Here is a 22,382-nt window from a genome sequence, read left to right as displayed (position 1 = left end):
TACTCTACTTCATAGAAATAGTCGCCTCTACTGGATAATGATCAGAATAATCATCATACGTATATTTTTTGAACCATGATGTAACAGACCACTTTGGAGATTTCACTTGTAATACGTTATTCTCTACGAATGATGGATTCGCATGATCTTTACTCGCAATAATATAATCTAAATGTTCAGCAGGTGCATCTGGATAATTGTATTTCGCAATACTGTTTGTCGTCGCATCCCAAGTTGCTGCATGTCCTGTATAAGATGGAACAGACGCATGTAATGTTTTAAACATCGATGCATACTCTGAATTGCTATTATTCTCAGCATTTATTTTATTTACATTCATATCACCACCAATTAACACATACTCGTTATTTGGTATATTTTTATTTTTAATAAACTCTTGAATTTCTTGTAGCTGTTTTGTACGTACAGATGCTGGCGAAGTATTTCCACACATACTATCTTCAGCTTGTAAATGAGTCCCAATCACATGTACAAAACGATCATTTTTCTTAACTTTTGTGTATACAAATCCTTTATTTGATAAGTTATCTGGTCCACAGCCTTTTTCAAATACATATTGAATCTTTTCAACAATTGGCCATTTACTCACAATCGCTACACCTCCATCTTCAGGAGTCGAAGATGAATAGTTTCCTAACGTCTTATCCCACTCGCTTCCACTACTACGACCTAATACTGCCGTTTGATTTGGATATTCTTTCTTCAAATTTCCTAATAAGCGATTTGAAGCACTATTATCAAACACTTCATTTAATATAACAACATCCTGATTCTTTATATAATCTGCCGCTCCAATTAAATCAGCACGCTGACTTTGTCCCCAGTTGGGATATAGGTTTGTTGATAGCATGTATACATTATGCGTCATAACTTTTAATGTATTATTTTGATTTATAGACATTTCTGCTTGAGCTGAAGATCCACTATATAAAGCTCCTAAACCAATACCAAAGCTTAGTACACCTTTTAGCAATTTACTTTTCACGTTTCATACCTCCATGTACTGTGTAGTGATAAAAAGGCCAAATACTCTATTCTGAGATTTGACCTTTTTCAAATATTTAACGATTTCCGTACGTATCAAACCAAAGCTGGATGTACCCAGCAGTAACACGTTGTGCATCCATTAATCGCGTACCTGTCATTGGTGTAACTTCAGCGCGCCATTTATCTGCATATTCTTGTGATACAGCTGCTTTCACGAACCAATCTTTCGTATTATCATTTACAATGCCAGAATAATCTTGTTTCGCAGCTACTGCCGCTCCATGAATCCAATCTTCTGGATTTGTACCTTTCCAGTTCCAATATCCATTTCCATCCGTTACTTTATAATTATCTTTTATCGTATCTACAAAGTTTTCATATTTAGAATGGAACCCTTGTGGATAAGAAAGATTTGTAAAGTTTGCCGCATGCATCGGTTGATTTACATCCCCTAAATAGTGAAGTGATAACCCTAAATAGAAGAATGCTTGTTTCATATCTTTATTTTTGTATGACTCACCTGCTAATTTAAAATATTTAGCTCCAGTTTCCTTTGCCTGCTTTGCAAATGGAATATAAGTTTTTCCATTGTCAGGGTCATAGAAGTGTGAAGCAAATGTGCTATTATCATAATAAGGATTTTCATAGTCAGCAGCATAAATACCGTTCTCTAACTCCGTACGCCATTCATTTAATAGTGCAACCTGATCTTGTTTTACAAGTGTTGTATTACGAGACATAATATCCATTGCACGGTTTACAATCCATAAATGAGAGTTTACGCCTTCTTTATGCTTATCTTCAGCAGACCAGCGGTGAACTATATTTATTCTACTTCCCCCATCATTTTCATGAGCAAATGCAACACTTTGTAACGGAGCTACTAATGTAATAGCCGCTGCTAAAGCAAGTACTTTCTTTTTCATATAAAACCCTCCATTTTTTAATTGAATTATTGTAAACTTTTTGTTAGGATCCTATGATATCGTCTGGTTAACCTATGACTAGAATATCCCACCTTTCATGAAATTTCTATCAATAAATTAAAATATGCAAATGTTCATATCATTATAACTTTATACATAGTGAATATAATGAATGAATACACTTACATTGTAATAAAGTATTGTTAAGCTACTGCAAATGATTGTCTAAACTAATGTAAAAAAAGAGTAAAGCATCCACATGCTTTACTCTTTTTTTCTTTTCGATAATATACTTGGCAGCTGTACATTAACTGCCAACTTATGAATAAATCCAAACACTAATCCAATCCCGATAAATATGTATAAGATCGTAAATACCTTTCCGAAATCAGTTTGCGGACTAAAATTCCCATCACCGACAGTCGTCAACGTGACCACACTAAAATATAGGGCGTCAAGAGGACGTAATCCTTCAACTGTACTATAAAAAATCGTACCAGATGTTAATGTTAAAAATGTTAATACGAATAATACTTGAAATTCTTTATCTTTCCACGCTCGTAAACAAGCTTTTAGCATCCGTTTCAATGTCAACATAAATGAAAGCATTAGACTTCCCCTTCCAAACAAAATACCTGTAGTTAAAGGAAAGTCTATCACCTTTCTGTATAGAAAAAAAGTAGCCCTCTTCTATTTCTAGAAAAGGGCTACTTTTTACTATTCTCTATTATTTAGGTGAAACAAGAATTTTCACTTGTGTTTTATCTTTTACAAGTGCTTCAAATCCTTCTTCAACAACTTGATCCACTGTGATTTTTTTCGTAATTAATTTCTCTGCTTGAATTTGGCCAGAGCTAATTAATTTAATAACAGCTGGGAAGATATGACGGTATCCAAGAATACCGATAACTTCTTTTTCTTTTAGTACAAGGTTGTTTGGCGTAATTGTCGCATCTTTTTCCCACACACTAACAATTACAGTTTGTCCTTCAAAACTTGTACTTTCAATCGCTTGACGAAGTACTACTTCGACACCTGTTACTTCAAAGCTCACATTTACACCTAAACCATTTGTTAAGTTACGAATTTCTGCTAGTACATCTTGAGTTGCTGGATTTAATACGTAATCAGCACCTGCTAATTTAGCTAGCTCTTGACGTTCTTTAGAAAGTTCCACTGCGATAACAGGAGTTGCTCCTGCTGCTTTTGCTGCTTGGATTACAAGAAGCCCAATCGGACCACAACCAAATACCGCTACAGCTTCTCCCTCTTTTAATTTACTTTGACGTACTGCATGAACTGCTACTGCTGCTGGTTCTACAAGTGCACCTTGTTCATACGTCATTTCATCAGGAATATGGTGGACCATATCTTCTGGTACTACTGTATATTCAGAGAAACCGCCGCCTTCTCCGCCAAGACCGTGGAAAACAAGTTGTTCACAAACATTGTAATGTCCGTGTTTACAAGCTTCACATTTACCACAAGAATAAATTGGTTCTACAACGACGCGATCTCCCACTTTATGAGAAGTAACGCCTTCACCGATTTCAACTACCTCACCACTAAACTCATGACCTAAAATAACCGGTGCTTTTACGTGTGTTAATGGGTGCTCTTCTGTTGGAATAAAAATAGGTCCTGCTAAATATTCATGCAAGTCTGTTCCGCAGATACCACACCATTTAACTTTAATCTTAACTGCTCCTGGTCTTACAGTTGGTTCTGGTACTTCTTCTACTCGTACATCACGTTGATTATGCCAAAGTAGTGCTTTCATTTTATACATCCCTCTCTACGTATATACTTAACCTGGTGAAGTTTACAAATCTATTATAATACTTCCATCCATATATTTCAAAAAAACAATCTCATTTCCACTAAATTTTAACAAATAACGTTCAATATTTTGTCACTTTGTACTTTTTTCCACATCTGTTAATGCTAATTTCATTGCGGTTGAAATTAGCATTATGCCATAATAGCATAGGAGAGGTGAATATCGCTTGAAATATTTTATTTACTTTATTGTTATCGTAGCGTTTTTAGATACATTTTCACAATTACCTATTATGAGTACTTTCGCTCAAAGTCTTGGAGGAACCCCTCTTGTTATCGGGCTAGTTATCGGTATGTACTCATTCGCTAATATGATCGGTAATATTATCGCTGGTGCCGCTGTCGATAAATTTGGTGCAAAAAAAATCCTTTATATAAGCATGGGAATTACGAGTTTCATAGTCTTGTTATACACCGTTGTTCAAAGTGGTGAACAACTATTAGTTGTGCGCTTTATGCACGGTTTTAGTGACGGATTTTTAATTCCTGCTGCCTTTACGTTTTTATCAAAGCAAACGAATTCAGCAAGGCAAGGTAAAGCAATGGCTCTATCTGGTGCCGCTGTTGGAACAGCTGCAATCGTAGGACCTGCTTTCAGCGGCATTATGAAAGCAACAGCTGGTATAGAGTGGGTGTTCATTACTATTTCTATTTTAATGGTCCTTGGTACAATCGTATCTCTATTCTTCTTACCAAATAACGTATCAAGAAAAGATACATCAAGAACACAAATGATGAACAAAGAAGATATGATTGAACTATTGAAATCAGAACCGTTATTACAAGCATATATTGGTGCTTTCACACTAATGTTTTCACAAGGGATTGTCACTTATATGTTACCAGTAAAAGTTGAGGCATTAGCACTTAAAGCATCTACAACAGGCATGATGTTAAGTGTATTCGGAATTACCGCTATCCTCTTCTTCTTACTGCCAACAAATCGCATTTACGATCGATTTAATCGTTCCAAACTAATGCTAATCGGGATTGCAGTAATGGCACTAGCGTTATCTTTACTCGGATTATTTGCAACAAAAGGCATGCTCTTTATCGTTATGATAATTTATGGAATTGGATTCGCTATCCTCTTCCCAGCAATTAATGCTTTACTTGTTGAAAATACAACAGATAGTAACCGAGGGAAAGCATTCGGATTGTTTTATGCATTCTTCTCGTTAGGAGTTGTTGCTGGCTCCTTTACAGTCGGAGCAATCGGAGCATCACCTAGCGCTAGCTTCGTTATCGGAACTGCATTCTTGTTAACATTTGCTGGAATGATTTTTGTAAGAAGCAAAGTAAAAAAGACAATGATGGGTTAATTCCATCATTGTCTTTTTTTTCGCCTAATATATATTACTTTTGCATATAACCAAGTAATACTGTAAATAAACTTATGTATAAAAGCAATACTACATTCTTCCTTTAAAAAAGAAAGTCTATAAATACCAACGATACTTCGACAATTTCCTCGGAAATATTTCTTTTCCCCACATAATTTGCTACACTATATATGAACAGACGATTGTATTACATAAGCTGAAATAATAACTTACTGTACAAATATAAAAGCACACTCTTCATATGAAGAATGTGCTTTTACTTTATTAACGTCTAATCCAAACAGCGCCTGCTGACTTATCCTCTGCCTGTCCAACAACTTGGAATTTAAGTCCAAGGTTTGGAACTTTTCGTCCTGCGTCAGCAATTTGCTTATTACTGTATACCTTTGAATCATCAAACGTTGTAACACCTTGTAATCCAGTATAATTAAACTGTCCTCGTGTAAATGAATTTACACTCCATGAAGGTGTTTGATCAAATGAAAATGCAGCATCTGCAATTTGAATTCCAGTATTACCGTATGCTGGTTTCCCACCTAAATTTCCAACAATCGCTTCTGGATGAGAATCTACAACACCAAGGAAGCCTTCACCTGGATGTAACCCAACCCAGTTATCTTTGAAACTATCATCTGCATACCAAACGACAAGACCTGTATTATACACCGGCCCTTTTCCCGCTTTTAATCCATTATCTGATCCAGCATAGTTTCTCCACTCTAGATAATAATAATGGGGTTTCTGTTCTGTCCCATCAGAAACAACGAATCCATTTAACTTCATTTTAGACTGTCCTTCTGCGTCATCTGAAAATACTACTTGTCCATCAACTGTTACATTTACATTATCCATTGCGAAACCTTTATATGTTAAAGCTGGATCTGTAATATAGTCGAATTGTAGTTTAACTTTCTTCCCTTTAAATTGACTTAAATCGTATGATTTATCAATCCATTTTCCATCTGTTGTATCTTTATCTTCTTGGACTATGTTTTCTCCCAATCTATCAATTAATGTTTTCGTTCCATCTTCAGTTACAGCATGTACTTCGATGAAATCACACTCTGCTTCTAGTTCATAATTCGCTTTATAATCAAATTTCGCATTTGTTCCTTTTGTTAAATCAAAGAATGGTGTTTCTAATGTCGTATGCATATCATCTCCTCTTGTACTATAATATGCATGCTTTCCAAACTCCGGTTTAATTGTTTCAACACTTTTACCTGGTAAGTTAACACGTACAACGCCTGGACGATTGGATTTCGTAACACTTTGATCAATATATGTAGGAACGCCTACACCACTCTTAATTTTATCGTAATCTACTTCTAAAATTTTCGCCCAGTTTCCACCCATATTCTTTTGTAAGAAGTCTTTATTTTGTGGTGAAAAACTAGTTGGCTCTGTTCCTGCGATTTTTCCTGTCCAGCTACCTCCACTCATTAATGACCACGCTTCAACAGGTGAACCAGTTCCAGTATATTTCGTGTCATATTCATCCGGTAAGCCAAGGTCATGTCCAAATTCATGTGCAAACACACCTACTGCACCGTCTTCTGGTTCAATTGTGTAATCATGAGCCGCTACTTTTCCACCAAAGTAATCTACCTTTGATTTTGTACCTTCAATCGCTACTGGATCTGTTGCTAATTTTGAACGATGTGACCAAATCGCATCATCACCTAATTTACCGCCACCAGCTTCTTGACCAACACCAGCATGGATTACCATTAAATGATCAATTACACCGTCAGATTCATCTTGATTACCATCACCATTTGTATCATATCTGTCAAATTGATCAAATTGAGATAAATCTAATCCTTTATCCGCTGCAGCTTTTAATGCTTCTTTCACTAAATCACGCGCACCTTTTGGTCCTTTATTATCGTGACCGCTACTACCATCAGCACCATAATCAGCAGCTTTACCTGGAACAGTTAACCACTCTGTTACATATCCATCCGTCGTATAACTACCGCCAGACTGTTCTTCATAATATTGCTTAAATGTTTTTACTTTCGAACCATCAAATAATGTGTAAGGCTCATTACCAAATAACATTTTTTGATAATGTTCTCTACTAAAGTCTTTCGAATACATATAACCTGGTGTTTGCTCAATATTATTATGTTTATAATCACTAAATTCAACGAGTAACACTAACACTTTATCATTGCGGACAGGTCCACTATATGGAGCTTGTTTCGCCTTAGAAGTTGGAACTTTCCCATCTAATTGCTTTCTATTTGGCTCTGGCTTTTGCTCAGGGCTAACATTTTTTTCAGCTTTCTTTACTTTTTCCTTTTCTTCCATCTTCTTCTCTTTTACCTTTTTCACGAAATCAGATGCTTCTTGAGCAGCATCTGGAAGAATTTCTTTATTCGCCTGATCCCCTTGTTTCTTTTCAATATATTGCTCTACGGCCTTTTTTGTCTCTTCTTTAGACGATGCTGGATTAATTGTTCCTCTTTCTTTCAGCGCTTCCGCTAAACGATCTTCTTGAATTAAGTTATGATCAATTGGCGTTGTAGACACACTTTCTTTTGCTGACGTTTCTGCATATGCTAACGGAGCACTCATTACAGCTGAGCATCCGATGAGTGTTGCGATCGTTAATGATGACAACACTTTAAATGGCGCTTTTTTTCTCATTTTAATCATCCCCTTGTATCAATCTTAAACTTCAGATAAAAATATGTAATCCATCCTCCCTTGTATAATAAAAGACATGATTCTATAAGAAATAAGCTTTCTGTTATAGAATCATGCCCTCCAGTTTTCTGGTCAGACCCTCTATCTTTTTATGTCGAAATGTGAAAAATAAAGAGTGATTTGTATATATTAAATAGCTTATATTAAAAATTTAAAAGATAATATGCACAATTGCATGAAAATTCTTTCAAACAAAAAAAAGAACCCAAGTTAATTAAACATGGGTTCTCCATTTCGTATTATTTCTCTTGTGTTTTTTCCCAATCAGCTAAGAATTTCTCAATTCCTTGATCTGTTAATGGATGCTTCACTAATGAAGCGATTACGTTTGCTGGGATTGTTGCAATATGTGAACCGTTTAATGCTGCTTCTGTTACGTGAACACTATGACGTACAGATGCTGCAATGATTTCTGTTTCAATGCCGTGAATTGCAAAGATTTCTGCGATTTGGCGAATTAAGTCCATACCGTTATGACCGATATCATCTAGGCGACCTAAGAACGGTGAAACGTATGTCGCACCAGCGCGAGCTGCAAGTAATGCTTGCACTGCTGAGAATACTAATGTAACGTTTGTACGAATTCCTAAATCTGAGAATGCTTTTACTGCTTTTAAGCCTTCTGTTGTCATTGGAACTTTTACAACAACATTTGGAGCGATTTTTGCTAACTCTTTTCCTTCTTCAATCATTTTGTCAGCTTCTAAGCTAATTACTTCTGCGCTTACAGGTCCTTCAATAAAGCTGCAAATTTCACGAATACGCTCATGGAAATCTACGCCTTCTTTTGCTACAAGTGATGGGTTTGTCGTTACTCCAGCTACTACGCCTAATGCATTTGCCTCTTTAATTTCGTTAATGTTTGCTGTATCAATAAAAAATTTCATTTGTTATTCTTCCTTCCTAATTTTCATTTTATATTTATTTATTTTTTCTTAATAAGCTCTAATTCAATCGGAATAAATTTGTCCACTTTTTTACCTTGTGTTATCTCTTTTGCTGTTTCCATCGCCTTCTCTCCGATTAATTCCGGTTTTTGAGCGACTGTTGCTGCCATACGCCCATCTTTAACCGCTTTTACAGCATCATCCGTTGCATCAAATCCAACAACGACTACATCCGTTTTACCAGCAGATTTTAATGCCTCAATTGCGCCTAATGCCATTTCATCATTATGAGCAAATACCGCTTTAATATCGCTATTTGCTTGCAAAATATTTTCCATAACAGATAACCCTTTTGCACGATCGAAATCAGCTGCTTGTTTTGCTACTACTTTTAAAGACTTATCAGCTACGTTATGGAATCCTTTCCCACGCTCACGAGCAGCAGACGATCCAGGTATTCCTTCTAACTCAGCGACATTTGTTCCTTCACCAACTACTTCCCGAATGTAATCACTAGCCATTTGACCACCTTCTACATTGTTGGAAGCTATGTGAGAAACAACTTTACCTGAATTTGCAACTCGGTCTACTGTAATAACAGGAACATTGGCTGCATTGGCTGCACTTACCGCTGAAGCAACAGCATCTGAGTCGGTTGGATTAATAACAATTACATCGACACCTTTTTGAATTAAATCTTCAACATCGTTTGTTTGCTTCGCTGCATCATTTTGTGCATCAACAGCAATTAATTCAATGCCGCTATCTTTTGCTTTCTTTTCTGCACCTTTTTTCAACGTGACGAAAAATGGATTATTTAAAGTTGAAACAGAAAATCCAACTTTAATAGTTTTATTTCGACCTTTATCGCTAGAATCCTTTGCCCATTCTGGTGGTTCCATTGAACAACCAGCAGTAACTACCATGATGCATGCAACGAGTATCAGTAACCATTTTTTCATGAATTGCCCCTCCATTACGCTTCTTTTCGACGATCAATTAGTACAGCTAGTAAGATTACAAGTCCTTTTACAACTTGTTGGAAGAAAGAAGATACACCTAATAAATTTAAACCGTTATTTAGTACACCAATAATAAGCACACCGATGAATGTACCAACAATCCATCCTCTTCCACCTGAAAGACTCGTTCCTCCTAACACAACTGCAGCAATTGCATCCAATTCGTAAGAAGTACCAGCAGTCGGCTGTGCAGAATCTAACCTTGATGTTAAGACAATACCTGCAAGCGCTGCCAAAATTCCGGAAAGACCGTAAATCATTACTTTAATTCTCGTAACATTAATACCTGATAAAGCTGCCGCTTCTTCATTTCCACCAATCGCAAACGTACGGCGACCAAACGTTGTTTTCTTTAAAATAAAGTACAGTACTGCAAAAGCGATCATCATTGTAACGGCTGGCACAGGAATACCAAGGAAATAACCACGGCCAAACATTTGGAACATTAAATGATCACCAAGACCAGTGATCGGACGTCCGTCCATATAAACAAGCGTCAACCCGCGAAAAATAGTCATTGTTGCTAAAGTTGCAATAAACGGAGCTACTTTTCCCTTCGCAATAATGATACCGTTTACAATCCCCATTGCAAGACCTGCTAATAATCCAACTGCCATTGCAAGGAACGGATCCATGCCACTTGCCATCATTCCGGCAACAAGTGCACTTGATAATGCTAAAATAGAACCTACCGATAAGTCAATACCCCCTGTTAAAATAACGAAGGTCATTCCAAATGCAATGAGTGCATTAATCGATACTTGGCGCAGTATATTAAATAAATTTGGAATTTCAATAAATGCTGGATTTAAAGCTGTAATTACTGCGATAATTAATACTAATCCAATTAAAGAACCAAGTTGTTGTAATACATTCCCCTTCTTAGCCATATCTTACTCTCCCCCTGTAGCTAGTGCCATAATAGACTCTTGCGATGCCTGATCTTTCTCTAAAATACCACCGATTTTCCCTTCATGAATGACGAGAACCCGATCACTCATTCCTAAAACTTCTGGAAGCTCAGACGATACCATAATAACGGCATCTCCTTGCTCGGTAAGCTTATTCATAATAGAGTAAATTTCTTTTTTAGCCCCAACATCTACACCTCTCGTTGGTTCATCTAAAATGAGTAACTGCGGATGAATACCTAACCATTTTGCAATTACAATCTTTTGCTGATTTCCACCAGAAAGAGATTTTACAGCTTGCTCTCCGTTTGCTGCTTTCACATTAAGAAGCTTCATCATATCCTCAGTAAATTGCTGTTCTAAACCTTTATTAACAACGCTTCCCTTTGAAAGACTTTCTAAATTTGGTAAAGCTAAATTTTCACGAATCGAAAAATCTAACACAAGCCCTTCAGATTTTCTATCCTCTGTAATAAAGGCAATTCGTTGTCTAATCGCATCAATTGGACTATCAATTTTCACTTCTTGTCCATTCATGAAAATTTTTCCTGAATCGAGCGGTTCATATCCAAATATTGCTTTCATAATATCCGTGCGACCAGCTCCCATCAAGCCCGCAACACCAAGGATTTCACCTTTTCTAACTTGAAACGAAACATTTTCAAATTTCCCCTTTTTCGTTCCGTTTCGCATTTCAAAAATCACTTCGCCAATTTGACTATTTCGTTCTGGATAACGTTCACCAATACTGCGCCCCACCATCATGCTAACTACTTCATCAAATGATGTTTCTGGAATTAATCTCTTCCCTACATATTCTCCATCACGCAAAATCGTAATAGCATCACATATTGAAAAAATTTCTTCCATCCGGTGTGAAATATAAACGAATGAAACGCCCTCTATACGTAATTTATTAATAACAATAAACAGCGTTTCAATTTCGCGATCTGTTAATGCTGCTGTAGGTTCATCCATAATAATAACGCTCGCCTTTGTCATTAATGCTTTAGCAATTTCAATAATTTGCTGTTGTCCAACTGATAATTCACCTGCTAGCATAGCACCTCTCACATGTAGGCCAAGATCTGCTAATTGTTGCTGGGCAATCGCATTCATTTGACGCGTACGTAAAATGCCCGTTTTCCCATACATTAACTCTTTTCCAAGAAACATATTTTCAGCTACCGTTAAATTCGGTAATATGTTCAACTCTTGATGGATAAATGCAATACCATACTCTTCAGCTTCTTTCGCATTTTTAAAAGTTCGTTCTTTCCCATCAATCATGACTGTTCCACTGTCTTTTTTATATACACCTGTTAAAATCTTCATGAGCGTCGATTTCCCCGCTCCATTTTCCCCCATCAATGCATGAACTTCTCCTGTTTCAATCATAAACTGTGCGTTTTTTAGAACAGGATTACCACTGAACGCTTTTGAAATGTTCTTCATTTCAATATGCATTCTCATCACATCCCTTTATTAAAAAATCACGCCTGCATGTAAAATAACATTCGCATAAGGCGTTGCTTCTCCTGTACGAATAATCGCCTTCGCTCTCTTTGTATGCTCTTTAAATTCCTTATGAGACACATATTCAAATGCTGGCTCTATTAATCGCATCTCAACTTCTTTATTTACCTCTGCATTATTTATAATAACTTCTTCTGCTAACATCACTTTTTCAATTGCCATATCATCAGCAACTACTTGTAATACGTCTAAAAAACTAGGTTTTCCGATTTCAACTGCTAAATCAATTCGTTTTACTCCATCAGGAATAGGTAACCCGCAATCAGCAATTACAATCGTATCTGTATGTCCAAGTGAAGCAAGGACCGCCGCAATTTCACTATTTAATACACCGTGTTTCTTCATCCGACAATCACCTGCACTTCACGTACTCTATCTCTTGTTGGCATACCGCCCTGTGCCCCAAGTTTCGTTACAGAAAGACCACCAGCAATGTTCGCAAAACGAATTGCTTTTTGAAGTATTTCTCCTTCAGAAAGTGCAACTGCTAGCGCGCCGTTAAATGTATCACCAGCTCCAGTCGTATCCACTACGTCTACAGCAATACTTGGAACTTGAACAACTTCCGTTCCGTTATGGAAACGAACACCGTTAGACCCTTCCGTCATCAATAGCTTATTTGGATATTTCGCAAGTAACTCTTCAATTGGTGATGTGAAATCATTTAATACGATGCGACATTCATGTTCATTCGGCGTAATATAAGTCGCTTTTTCTAAAATATCTTCTGATAAGATTTGTGCTGGAGCCGGATTCAACATAACTGGAATGTTATGCTCCTCACAAATAGCCAGAACGTATTTTACTGTTTCAAGCGGAATCTCTAGTTGAAGAACAACCATATCTGCTTTTACAAGAAGGTCTTTTGAACGATCTACAATCGACTCATTTACAAGAGCATTTGCTCCTTGTACGACAACAATACTGTTATCCTCTTCTGCTAAAACGATATGAGCGATTCCTGTCGTCCTATCTGTAACCGGTACCACATAGTCGATAAAAATGCGTTCGTTCTCCAAATTTTTTCTAACTACTGTTCCGTAATCATCATTTCCTACTGCACCAACCATCGCTACATTTGCTCCTAATCTAGCTGCAGCAACTGCTTGGTTGGCCCCTTTTCCTCCTGGTATCGTATGAAACGCTTCACCAATTACTGTTTCTCCTGCTTTCGGCCGTATTTTTGAAACAGCCACTAAGTCCATTGAAATGCTACCTACTACTGCAATATTTGGCATCTGTCTCATCTCCTTACTTCGTTGTATTTCGTTCTATAATTTCAATCGGTAAACGATAGTGTTTCTCTTCTAATGGATTTCCTTCCATCTGCTCTAACAACAATTCTGTTGCAATTTTCCCCATTTCATAAATTGGCTGTGCAACAGTCGTAATAGATGGATACATCATTTCAGTTAAAGAAATTCCATCGAACCCAATAATTTGTAAATCGTTTGGAATAGAAATTCCCTTTTGAAGTGCAGCCTTTACAATACCAATTGCAATTAAATCATTCCCAGCAACAATTCCATCAATATGCGGATATTCTTCTAATAATTCCACCGCTACCTGTTCACTATTAGCTGGATCGAATGTACTCTCTGCAATCATATAAGAAAGATTATTTTGCGTAATAACGTCTACAAAACCTTCAAAACGTTCATTAGCTGTGCTCACATCACGCGGTCCACGAATATGTGCAATATGTTTACACCCTTTGTCTATTAATAACTTTGTCGCCGCCTGGCTCCCTGCATAGTTATCTGCATATACAGTAGGAATGCGCTCATTAAACATACGGTCAATCGCAACAACTGGAATAGACAAATTCATGTAATTAACACTATTTTGTGGATTCGTTGCTACAATAAATCCGTCCACATTATTTTGTCTAAGCACATCAATGTATTGCTTCTCTTTTTCTAAATTTTCATCAGAGTTACAAAGTACAACTGTGTATCCTTGCTTATGTGCTACATCTTCTACAGCACGTGCAACTTCCGGAAAGAATGGATTCACGATATTTGGAACAACTAAGCCAATTAAACGAGACTTTTTATTATATAAAGAACGCGCTACTGTACTAGGCTTATAATCTAGCATTTCAATTGCTCGCTCTACTTTCTTTAATGTATCCTCATGGACATATCCATTTTTATTTAACACTCTGGAAACGGTCGCAACAGATACCCCTGCTAATTTTGCAACGTCTTTAATCGTACTCATTCTCTTTTCTCCTCATTTCATGTAACCGTTTACAGAAAATAATATAACGCATTTATAAAAATACGTCAATCATTTCTAACTAAAAAGCTTTTAAGGTTATACTCAAAAAAAGCATCGCCATAAGGCGATGCTTTTTTATTACGAATATGATACAGTTTTTTCCTTTTCTTCTACAGCAGGCTCTTCAGCATCTTTTTTACGATCAGACAGTTTAATTTTCTGTAAGAAAATCGTAAAGATAGCACCTACTACGATAAATACCAATCCTGTTAAGAATACAGTATGAAGTGAGTCCACTAAAGAGCTTTTCAAAATTGGTACGATGCTATTAGAAAATGCTTCTGGCATTTGTTTTAATGCCTCTGGACTAAATAGCATAGAATATAAACTTTGTGGATCTGTATGAATCATATCTTTAAATTTTGTTACCATTTGTCCCGCTTCTTTTGGGAATGTGTCTAATACAGGTACTAATTTATTTGTTAACGTTGTACCTGAAGTGTTATTCATAATTGATCCTAAAATTGTAATACCGAATGTTCCACCGATTTGACGGAAGAATTGACTTGATGATGTTACAACGCCAAGATCTTTTTTCGGGAAGCTTTCTTGTAATGCTAATGTTAATATCGGCATAACAAGACCCATTCCTAAACCGATAACCATCATATAAGAAGTAGCGGTAAGCTTAGTTGTATGCATATCCATCGTTGTTAATAACCAGAAACCACTAGCCATAATAAGCATCCCTGTAATAATTTGTGGTTTCACACCAATTTTTAATACAAGCTGACCACCGATAATACTCATAACGATCATTGTAATCATCATCGGTGTCATAATCGTTCCTGATTCAGCAGCACTTACGCCTACAATTCCTTGCATAAAGAACGGTACGAACATAATTGCTCCAAACATTCCGATACTCATAAAGAAACCGATCGCATTCAGTAGTGTAAATGTACGGTTTTTAAAGAAGTGCATCGGTAAAATTGGTTCCTCAGCCTTCGTTTCAACGATAACAAAGCTAACAATACCAATGGCAGCTAGTGCAAATAACCCGATAATTTGCCAAGAATCCCATGCATAATCTTTCCCGCCAAACGTTAACGCAAGTAATAAACTTACAACACCGAGAATCATCGTGAAGATTCCAGCGATATCAATTTTAATTGGTCCTGTTTGTTTATGTGCTTTTAATCCCATTGCAATGAAGATTGTCGCTAAAATACCAACTGGTAAGTTAATATAGAATACCCATCTCCAGTTCACTGCGTCTACAATCCAACCACCAACTTGTGGTCCAATTACAGAGGCAAGACCGTATAGAGCTCCAAAAATACCTTGCCATTTAGCACGTTCTTTTCCCGTGAACATATCTCCGATAATAATCATAGCCATTGGCATCATAATACCGCCACCAAGACCTTGAATACCACGGAAAATAATTAATTCTGTCATACCGTTTGCCATACCACATAACGCTGAACCAACCATAAAGATAATTAATCCTGCTATATATACGTTACGACGCCCAAGTAAATCCGCTAATTTACCTGCAATCGGTACAACCGTTGTTGATGTTAACATGTAAGCTGTTGTTAACCATGTCATTAAACTTAATCCACCTAGTTCACCGACGATACGCGGCATTGCTGTACCAACGATTGTTCCGTCCAATGCAGCAAATAGCATTGCGATTACTAAACCGATTAACAACAACTTTCTATTCTGATTTTCTTGTTGCTCCATGTAATCTCCTCAATTCCTCTTAGTTTTTCTCTTTTTTCTCTTTTTTCTCTGGTTTCCCGCAAATAATTGTTTCTAGCTTTTCAAAGAGGCGTAACAAATCTTCCCTCTCTTGTAATTCTAAGTGTGAGAAGTACTTTGCAATATGCTCATTACGAGCCGCCATCGCTTCTTCTACTGTAGCTTTCCCCTTCTTCGTTAGCTCAATGACAACAACGCGGCGATCATTATCGTCGTGATAGCGCTCTACTAACCCATGATCAATTAAACGATCAGTCATTACTGTAATCGCACTCGGTTTCACGTACATTTTCTCCGCCAATTGTGTCGCTCTTGAAGCTCCGTAATGATCTAAAATCTTTAAAATATAAAACTGCGGTGGTGTAAGTCCTGATGCTTGCATTTGTTCTAATAGCTCTGTTTGCATTTTCTTTCCTATAGCGAATGTAAGAGCTTGAATCTTATCAATATGAGTCATATCATTTGGCATGTTATCCACCTCTTATTTAAGCAATAAAATATTTAACGTATTTAAATATTAATCCCACAAACAAAATACGTCAACAACTTTCTTTATAAAAACGTTTACATTTTTGTCACAAAGTTGTATAATTTTCGTCGAAGTTAATATTGACAGTCACGGAGAATCGGAGTATATGGCTATGAATCATAAAAAAGGGAACTTTTTTATATTTCATAGCCTTTTTGTATTCTCTCTGTCTTAAAACGCTTCCAATTAATTAGGGGAGGATTTTCATTTTATGTTTTTCACACAATTATTTAAACCTGCGCCCCACGCAGAACGCTTACCAGCTGATCGCACTGATAGCGAATACCGCAAATTGCGTTTGCAAGTATTCTTAGGCATCTTCATCGGTTATGCGGGTTACTACTTTGTTCGAAAAAACTTTTCACTCGCAATGCCATACTTAATCGAACAAGGCTTTAGTAAAGGGGAACTTGGGGTTATCCTTTCAGCAGTATCTATCGCTTACGGATTAAGTAAATTTCTTATGGGTATCGTATCCGATCGTTGTAATCCTCGCTACTTTTTAGCAGCTGGGCTATTTTTATCCGGTATCATTAATATTATTTTCGGCTCATTTTCTTTCATTACAACGAGCATTATACTTATGTTTGTACTTCAGTTTCTAAATGGATGGGTACAAGGTATGGGATGGCCTCCTTGTGGTCGTACGATGGTTCACTGGTTCTCCGTTAGTGAACGTGGTACAAAAATGTCTATTTGGAACGTCGCTCATAATGTCGGCGGCGCGCTTATGCCTTCTCTCGTTACATTAGGCTTATATTTCTTTGCAAATGACTGGAAAAGTATATTTTACTTCCCAGGTATTCTTTCAATTTTAGTGGGGATTTATGTATTAATTACGATGAGAGATACACCTCAATCTTGCGGATTACCTTCTATTGAAGAACATACTGGGGAATATCCATCAGATGAAAAAGTAGCGGACCGTGAACGCGAACTTTCGGTAAAGGAAATTTTATTTAAATACGTATTAAACAATAAGTTTTTATGGTACATCGCTATCGCTAACGTTTTTGTTTATTTCGTTCGTTACGGCGTTGTAGACTGGGCTCCTACTTATTTAGTTGAAGAAAAAAGCTTTACTCATAGTAGCTCACGTACAGCTTATGCTCTATATGAATGGGCTGGTATTCCAGGTACGCTTCTTTGCGGATGGATGAGTGATAAACTATTTAAAGGACGCCGTGCACCTGCTGGTATTTTATTTATGGTCGGTGTATTTATCGCAGTTCTTGTTTACTGGCTAAACCCTCCTGGTAATCCAATGGTTGATAGCATCGCACTTGTCGCAATTGGATTTTTAATTTACGGACCTGTTATGTTAATTGGCCTACACGCTCTTGACTTAGCACCAAAGAAAGCTGCTGGAACTGCCGCTGGGTTAACTGGGTTCTTCGGTTACCTAGGGGGAGCTACTTTTGCTAGCGCAGCTATGGGCTTTATTGTAGATGGATTCGGATGGGACGGCGGATTCATTTTGCTCCTTGCTTCTTGTGTGCTTGCAATGTTCTTCCTTGCTCTTACTTTAAATACAGGATCTACAAAACAAAAACAAGCTTAAACACTAATATTATACTTACAAAAAAAAGAGAGACAGTTCTTTCCAGAACACCTCTCTTTTTTCTACATATAGTACTTTTTTATTACAAATAATTTATCAATCCAACCCATAATTGTGAGCGTTTTAAAAGGGTTTTTATCCTTATATTACTGCATCTCATCTCTATATAAAAAGATTTTTGAATATTTACTCTTGTCAAACATTGTCACTTTATATTAAAATAGCAACAACATACTAAATATTTAGTCTTTTCAGAAAAGATGGAGGGATAACCATGAAGAATCCACTTCTTCGCATTGAAAACTTACAGACTTCCTTTCGCATACAAGATCAATATCATGCAGCAGTTGATAACGTTTCGTTAACTGTCCATGAAAATGAAATTGTCGCGATAGTTGGTGAATCCGGTTGCGGAAAAAGTGCACTTGCCCTTTCCATTATGCGACTGCATAATGAAGCAAATACAAAATTACAAGGGAAACTTAACTATAGAGATAAGGATTTACTTACTATGTCGACCGCAGAGATGAATAAAGTACGCGGATCAAACATCGGTATGATTTTCCAGGAACCTCTTACAGCACTCGATCCTCTTATGACAGTTGGAAAACAAATCGAAGAAAACTTAGACTACCACACAAACCTTTCGAAAGCAGAAAAGAAAGAACGCACCTTAGAACTACTCCATCAAGTTGGTATTCCAAAACCAGAACTTACATATAAACAATACCCTCACGAATTATCTGGCGGAATGAGACAAAGAATTGTTATCGCGATTGCGATTGCTTGTAACCCAGCACTCATTATTGCGGATGAGCCAACAACGGCTCTTGACGTAACCATCCAAGCACAAATTTTAGACTTACTAAAATCTATTCAAGAACAAACGAAAATGGGCATCATTTTAATTACACATGATTTAAGCGTTGTTGCCGAAACAGCTGATCGTATTGTCGTTATGTATGCAGGACAAGTTGTAGAAACAGGAACAGTAGAAGAGATTTTTAATAACCCGCTTCACCCATATACTCGTTCTCTATTAAACTCAATTCCATCTGCGTATGCGGAAAAAGAAAAATTGCATGTAATTCAAGGCGTGGTTCCTTCGTTAGCGAAGCTTCCTCGCACTGGATGTCGATTCCAAGCCCGAATCCCTTGGGTTAGACCAGATCAACATGAGGAAAATCCTGTTTTACATGAAGTAAAACCAGACCATTGGGTACGTTGTACTTGCTATAAGCACTTCAACTTCCAACATAAGAAAGGAGATGACGTAACTCATGGCACTGCTTAAAGTAGAAGATTTAAAAGTACATTTTCCAATTAAAGGTGGCTTCTTCGGCCGCACATTAGATTACGTGCGTGCTGTCGATGGTGTAAGTTTTGAATTACAACCGGGTGAAACATATGGGATCGTTGGTGAATCCGGAAGCGGCAAATCAACAACGGGTAAAGCAATTATGCATTTAACGAAAGCAACAGAGGGTAGCATTCATTTTAATAATAGAGATTTAACAAAATTAAGTCGCTCGGAGCTACGTGAACAACGAAAAGATATTCAAATGATTTTCCAAGATCCGTATTCATCATTAAATCCGAAGAAACGTGTTCTCGACATTATTGCTGAGCCTCTTCGAAATTTTGAGAAGCTCTCACCTGATGAAGAACGTAGAGCAGTTCAAGAATATCTTGATAAAGTTGGTCTAAATCCAGAGTCAATTTATAAATACCCACATGAATTTTCCGGTGGGCAAAGGCAGCGAATTGGTATTGCACGCGCTCTTACATTAAAACCGAAGCTTATTATTGCTGATGAGCCAGTATCTGCGCTCGACGTCTCTGTACAAGCACAAGTATTAAACTTCTTGCAAGATTTACAAGCTGAGCTCGGACTAACATACTTATTCATTAGTCATGATTTAGGTGTAATTCGTCATATGTGTGATCGTATCGGTGTTATGTATCGCGGACGCATTGTCGAAGAAGCAACTAGTGCAGAAATTTATAGTAATCCGCAACATATTTATACGAAGCGCCTAATATCTGCAATTCCTGATATTCGTCCTGAAAACAGAGAGAGACAGCGTAAGATCCGTCAACAAGTAAGCTCTGAATACGAGAAATCATACGAAAATTATTTCAATGAAAACGGTCGGGCTTATGACTTAAAAGCAATCTCGCCAACGCACCGGGTGGCATTACCATAAGGGAGTGATAAAACATGTGGAAGTTTATATTACGGAGATTTTTAGTGATGATCCCGCAATTATTCGTGTTAAGTGTACTTGTCTTTCTACTAGCTAAGGCAATGCCAGGCGATGCCTTAACTGGCAAAGCAATGAATCCAAAAGCGGATCCAAAAGTGATTGAAGAACAGCGAGAAAAGCTTGGATTAAATGACCCAGTTACAACACAATATGTTCGCTGGATTAAAAATGCAGCCCAAGGTGACTTTGGTATTTCCTATGCACATAAAATGAAAGTAACCGATTTAATTGGAGAACGACTTGGAAACACAGTATCTTTAGCACTTGTCATTCTTATTCTTACTTATTTAATTGCCATACCACTCGGAGTTATAAGTGGGCGTTGGAATGATACCTGGGCTGATCGACTCATTACCCTTTACAACTATCTAGGTTTTGCTACACCACTATTTATATTTGCACTAGTTATGCTCTTCCTATTCGGATTTAAGTTTGCAATATTCCCAACCGGCGGTAGCGTAGATCCTCAAGTTGCAACAGGTACATTTGCTTACTATTTAAGCAAATTGAATCACATGCTACTACCAGCTTTATCCGGGGCATTAATCGCAACAGTTGGTACTGTTCAATATTTACGAAGCGAAATTATTGATACGAAACATAAAGATTTTGTTCGTACAGTAAGAGCAAAAGGTGTTCCAGAATCAAAAATCTATTCTAGACATATTTTACGAAATTCATTCTTACCAATTGCAGCCTTCTTAGGCTATGAAATTACAGGATTAGTTGGCGGTGCCATCTTTTTAGAAAGTATTTTTAGCTATCCAGGAATTGGACAACTATTTATACAATCTATCTCTCAACGTGATTTTAGTGTAATAACTACACTCGTTATGTTTACTGGATTTGCAACGTTACTTGGAACTCTCCTTTCAGATATTATTCTAAGCATCGTCGATCCACGTATTCGTATTGATTAAAGAAAGGAGATGACGTTATGTTAGCAAACCCTGAAAAACAAACTGAAGTTATTCATTACGAAAAAAGCCCTTCTGGTTTCTCTATTATGTGGCGAGAACTTCGTAAAGATAAATTAGCAATGTTTTCACTTATTTTCCTAGCAATCTTATTAGTAGCAGTCTACGCAACATCTTTTATTATGAAACAAGAAGATATTGTACGAGTTGATTTATTCGCTATTTATGCTCCTCCCTCTGCTGAACATTGGTTAGGAACAGATTACGGAGGACGCGACATTTTCGGCCAACTTATTATTGGTACACGTAACTCCTTTACAATTGGATTAGCAATTACTATTCTTTCTTGTTTAATTGGTCTTTCAATTGGATTAATTGCCGGGTATTTTGGAGGAGCTATTGATAATATCATTATGCGCATTATCGACTTTGTTATGGTTTTACCATTTTTAATGCTTGTAATTGTATTTATTACACTTGTTCCTACATTCAATATCTTTACTTTCATTTTAATTATGAGCGTGTTCTTATGGACAGGAAAGGCCAGATTAATTCGCTCAAAAGTATTAACTGAAAAAGAACTAGATTATGTCTCTGCATCTAAAACTTTAGGAACACCAAACTGGAAAATCATTCTTTTCCAAGTACTACCTAACTTAAGCTCAATTATCATTGTTAGTGTTACATTAAATCTTGCTGGAAACATCGGTATTGAATCTGGTCTAACTTTCTTAGGATTTGGTCTACCAGAAAGTACACCAAGCCTTGGTACACTTGTTAGTTATGCTAGAAATCCAGATGTATTACAAGAGAAATGGTGGATTTGGTTACCCGCATCAATCATGATTTTAGCATTGATGCTGTGTATAAATTTTATTGGTCAAGCGCTACGTCGTTCGGCCGACGCAAGACAAAGAAAAGGATAAGG

The 22,382-nt window shown here is 37.0% G+C and carries 20 protein-coding genes; 6 read left to right on the top strand and 14 right to left on the bottom strand.

What is annotated here, in order from left to right:
* Positions 1–4: 4 nt before the first annotated feature.
* The 4 genes from sph to bdhA form a co-directional block, all read right to left on the bottom strand.
* Positions 5–1,006, bottom strand: coding sequence for a sphingomyelin phosphodiesterase (gene sph, locus QCI77_RS03525; protein WP_002140392.1), 1,002 nt, complete (start codon positions 1,004–1,006; stop codon positions 5–7).
* 76 nt (positions 1,007–1,082) lie between these two features.
* Complete coding sequence (gene cerA / locus QCI77_RS03520; RefSeq protein WP_002029789.1) at positions 1,083–1,934, bottom strand: phospholipase CerA; 852 nt, start codon at positions 1,932–1,934, stop codon at positions 1,083–1,085.
* A gap of 264 nt (positions 1,935–2,198) precedes the next feature.
* Positions 2,199–2,543, bottom strand: a complete 345-nt coding sequence (locus QCI77_RS03515; protein WP_000948238.1) for a potassium channel family protein — start codon at positions 2,541–2,543, stop codon at positions 2,199–2,201.
* 118 nt (positions 2,544–2,661) lie between these two features.
* Complete coding sequence (bdhA, locus tag QCI77_RS03510) at positions 2,662–3,714, bottom strand: (R,R)-butanediol dehydrogenase (protein WP_000645834.1); 1,053 nt, start codon at positions 3,712–3,714, stop codon at positions 2,662–2,664.
* Positions 3,715–3,940: 226 nt separating this feature from the next.
* Here bdhA and QCI77_RS03505 point away from each other — a divergent pair, with 226 nt between their 5' ends.
* Complete coding sequence (locus tag QCI77_RS03505) at positions 3,941–5,095, top strand: MFS transporter (protein WP_002140391.1); 1,155 nt, start codon at positions 3,941–3,943, stop codon at positions 5,093–5,095.
* Positions 5,096–5,380: 285 nt separating this feature from the next.
* On the opposite strand, the gene inhA2 is transcribed toward QCI77_RS03505, so the two are convergent.
* From inhA2 to QCI77_RS03455, 10 genes are all read right to left on the bottom strand, one after another.
* Positions 5,381–7,771, bottom strand: coding sequence for a M6 family metalloprotease immune inhibitor InhA2 (inhA2, locus tag QCI77_RS03500; RefSeq protein WP_353824512.1), 2,391 nt, complete (start codon positions 7,769–7,771; stop codon positions 5,381–5,383).
* 299 nt (positions 7,772–8,070) lie between these two features.
* On the bottom strand, positions 8,071–8,718 hold the full coding sequence (gene fsa / locus QCI77_RS03495) for a fructose-6-phosphate aldolase (protein WP_000667669.1): 648 nt from the start codon (positions 8,716–8,718) through the stop codon (positions 8,071–8,073).
* Between the two features lie 38 nt (positions 8,719–8,756).
* Positions 8,757–9,680: a ribose ABC transporter substrate-binding protein RbsB gene (gene rbsB / locus QCI77_RS03490; protein ID WP_002090926.1), complete on the bottom strand. Its 924-nt coding sequence runs from the start codon at positions 9,678–9,680 to the stop codon at positions 8,757–8,759.
* Positions 9,681–9,694: 14 nt separating this feature from the next.
* Positions 9,695–10,630, bottom strand: coding sequence for an ABC transporter permease subunit (locus QCI77_RS03485; RefSeq protein WP_353824511.1), 936 nt, complete (start codon positions 10,628–10,630; stop codon positions 9,695–9,697).
* Positions 10,631–10,633: 3 nt separating this feature from the next.
* Positions 10,634–12,118: a ribose ABC transporter ATP-binding protein RbsA gene (rbsA, locus tag QCI77_RS03480; RefSeq protein ID WP_353824510.1), complete on the bottom strand. Its 1,485-nt coding sequence runs from the start codon at positions 12,116–12,118 to the stop codon at positions 10,634–10,636.
* Between the two features lie 18 nt (positions 12,119–12,136).
* Positions 12,137–12,532, bottom strand: a complete 396-nt coding sequence (rbsD, locus tag QCI77_RS03475; RefSeq protein WP_002125248.1) for a D-ribose pyranase — start codon at positions 12,530–12,532, stop codon at positions 12,137–12,139.
* Positions 12,529–13,425, bottom strand: coding sequence for a ribokinase (rbsK, locus tag QCI77_RS03470; RefSeq protein ID WP_002140386.1), 897 nt, complete (start codon positions 13,423–13,425; stop codon positions 12,529–12,531). Before rbsK ends, rbsD begins: the two co-directional genes overlap by 4 nt.
* Before the next feature lie 13 nt (positions 13,426–13,438).
* Entirely contained in the window at positions 13,439–14,410 is a 972-nt protein-coding gene (gene rbsR, locus QCI77_RS03465; RefSeq protein ID WP_002029805.1) for a ribose operon transcriptional repressor RbsR, read from the bottom strand.
* A 138-nt stretch (positions 14,411–14,548) separates the two neighbouring features.
* Positions 14,549–16,162: an MDR family MFS transporter gene (locus QCI77_RS03460; protein ID WP_353824509.1), complete on the bottom strand. Its 1,614-nt coding sequence runs from the start codon at positions 16,160–16,162 to the stop codon at positions 14,549–14,551.
* Positions 16,163–16,181: 19 nt separating this feature from the next.
* Positions 16,182–16,649 (bottom strand): MarR family winged helix-turn-helix transcriptional regulator, encoded by a 468-nt coding sequence (locus tag QCI77_RS03455; RefSeq protein WP_002029807.1) that lies wholly within the window; start codon positions 16,647–16,649, stop codon positions 16,182–16,184.
* Between the two features lie 271 nt (positions 16,650–16,920).
* Here QCI77_RS03455 and glpT point away from each other — a divergent pair, with 271 nt between their 5' ends.
* The 5 genes from glpT to QCI77_RS03430 all read left to right on the top strand — a co-directional run bounded on the left by glpT (position 16,921) and on the right by QCI77_RS03430 (position 22,380).
* Positions 16,921–18,270: a glycerol-3-phosphate transporter gene (gene glpT, locus QCI77_RS03450; protein WP_002029809.1), complete on the top strand. Its 1,350-nt coding sequence runs from the start codon at positions 16,921–16,923 to the stop codon at positions 18,268–18,270.
* A 274-nt stretch (positions 18,271–18,544) separates the two neighbouring features.
* Positions 18,545–19,564, top strand: coding sequence for an ABC transporter ATP-binding protein (locus QCI77_RS03445; RefSeq protein ID WP_088031285.1), 1,020 nt, complete (start codon positions 18,545–18,547; stop codon positions 19,562–19,564).
* On the top strand, positions 19,551–20,477 hold the full coding sequence (locus QCI77_RS03440) for an ABC transporter ATP-binding protein (RefSeq protein WP_088031286.1): 927 nt from the start codon (positions 19,551–19,553) through the stop codon (positions 20,475–20,477). The genes QCI77_RS03445 and QCI77_RS03440 overlap by 14 nt, the downstream gene beginning before the upstream one ends.
* 14 nt (positions 20,478–20,491) lie before the next feature.
* Positions 20,492–21,457, top strand: a complete 966-nt coding sequence (gene opp4B / locus QCI77_RS03435; protein WP_033655978.1) for an oligopeptide ABC transporter permease — start codon at positions 20,492–20,494, stop codon at positions 21,455–21,457.
* Between the two features lie 17 nt (positions 21,458–21,474).
* A complete protein-coding gene (locus tag QCI77_RS03430) occupies positions 21,475–22,380 on the top strand; it encodes an ABC transporter permease (protein WP_078176720.1) in 906 nt (301 codons plus the stop codon).
* Positions 22,381–22,382: the final 2 nt, after the last annotated feature.

The organism is Bacillus cereus group sp. MG9 (genome assembly GCF_040459995.1).
GTDB lineage: Bacteria > Bacillota > Bacilli > Bacillales > Bacillaceae_G > Bacillus_A > Bacillus_A mycoides.
Note: the sequence above shows the minus strand (reverse complement) of the source record. Positions and strands in the feature narration are given on the sequence as shown.

Excerpts from the sequence above, each read along its gene's own strand:
- QCI77_RS03455 (WP_002029807.1), bottom strand. The coding sequence starts at position 16,649 with ATGCCAAATGATATGACTCATATTGATAAGATTCAAGCTCTTACATTC.
- rbsK (WP_002140386.1), bottom strand. The coding sequence starts at position 13,425 with ATGCCAAATATTGCAGTAGTAGGTAGCATTTCAATGGACTTAGTGGCT.
- QCI77_RS03485 (WP_353824511.1), bottom strand. The coding sequence starts at position 10,630 with ATGGCTAAGAAGGGGAATGTATTACAACAACTTGGTTCTTTAATTGGA.
- rbsA (WP_353824510.1), bottom strand. The coding sequence starts at position 12,118 with ATGCATATTGAAATGAAGAACATTTCAAAAGCGTTCAGTGGTAATCCT.
- QCI77_RS03440 (WP_088031286.1), top strand. The coding sequence starts at position 19,551 with ATGGCACTGCTTAAAGTAGAAGATTTAAAAGTACATTTTCCAATTAAA.
- opp4B (WP_033655978.1), top strand. The coding sequence starts at position 20,492 with ATGTGGAAGTTTATATTACGGAGATTTTTAGTGATGATCCCGCAATTA.
- QCI77_RS03430 (WP_078176720.1), top strand. The coding sequence starts at position 21,475 with ATGTTAGCAAACCCTGAAAAACAAACTGAAGTTATTCATTACGAAAAA.
- inhA2 (WP_353824512.1), bottom strand. The coding sequence starts at position 7,771 with ATGAGAAAAAAAGCGCCATTTAAAGTGTTGTCATCATTAACGATCGCA.
- rbsD (WP_002125248.1), bottom strand. The coding sequence starts at position 12,532 with ATGAAGAAACACGGTGTATTAAATAGTGAAATTGCGGCGGTCCTTGCT.
- rbsR (WP_002029805.1), bottom strand. The coding sequence starts at position 14,410 with ATGAGTACGATTAAAGACGTTGCAAAATTAGCAGGGGTATCTGTTGCG.
- rbsB (WP_002090926.1), bottom strand. The coding sequence starts at position 9,680 with ATGAAAAAATGGTTACTGATACTCGTTGCATGCATCATGGTAGTTACT.
- QCI77_RS03515 (WP_000948238.1), bottom strand. The coding sequence starts at position 2,543 with ATGCTTTCATTTATGTTGACATTGAAACGGATGCTAAAAGCTTGTTTA.
- cerA (WP_002029789.1), bottom strand. The coding sequence starts at position 1,934 with ATGAAAAAGAAAGTACTTGCTTTAGCAGCGGCTATTACATTAGTAGCT.
- QCI77_RS03460 (WP_353824509.1), bottom strand. The coding sequence starts at position 16,162 with ATGGAGCAACAAGAAAATCAGAATAGAAAGTTGTTGTTAATCGGTTTA.
- glpT (WP_002029809.1), top strand. The coding sequence starts at position 16,921 with ATGTTTTTCACACAATTATTTAAACCTGCGCCCCACGCAGAACGCTTA.
- fsa (WP_000667669.1), bottom strand. The coding sequence starts at position 8,718 with ATGAAATTTTTTATTGATACAGCAAACATTAACGAAATTAAAGAGGCA.
- bdhA (WP_000645834.1), bottom strand. The coding sequence starts at position 3,714 with ATGAAAGCACTACTTTGGCATAATCAACGTGATGTACGAGTAGAAGAA.
- QCI77_RS03445 (WP_088031285.1), top strand. The coding sequence starts at position 18,545 with ATGAAGAATCCACTTCTTCGCATTGAAAACTTACAGACTTCCTTTCGC.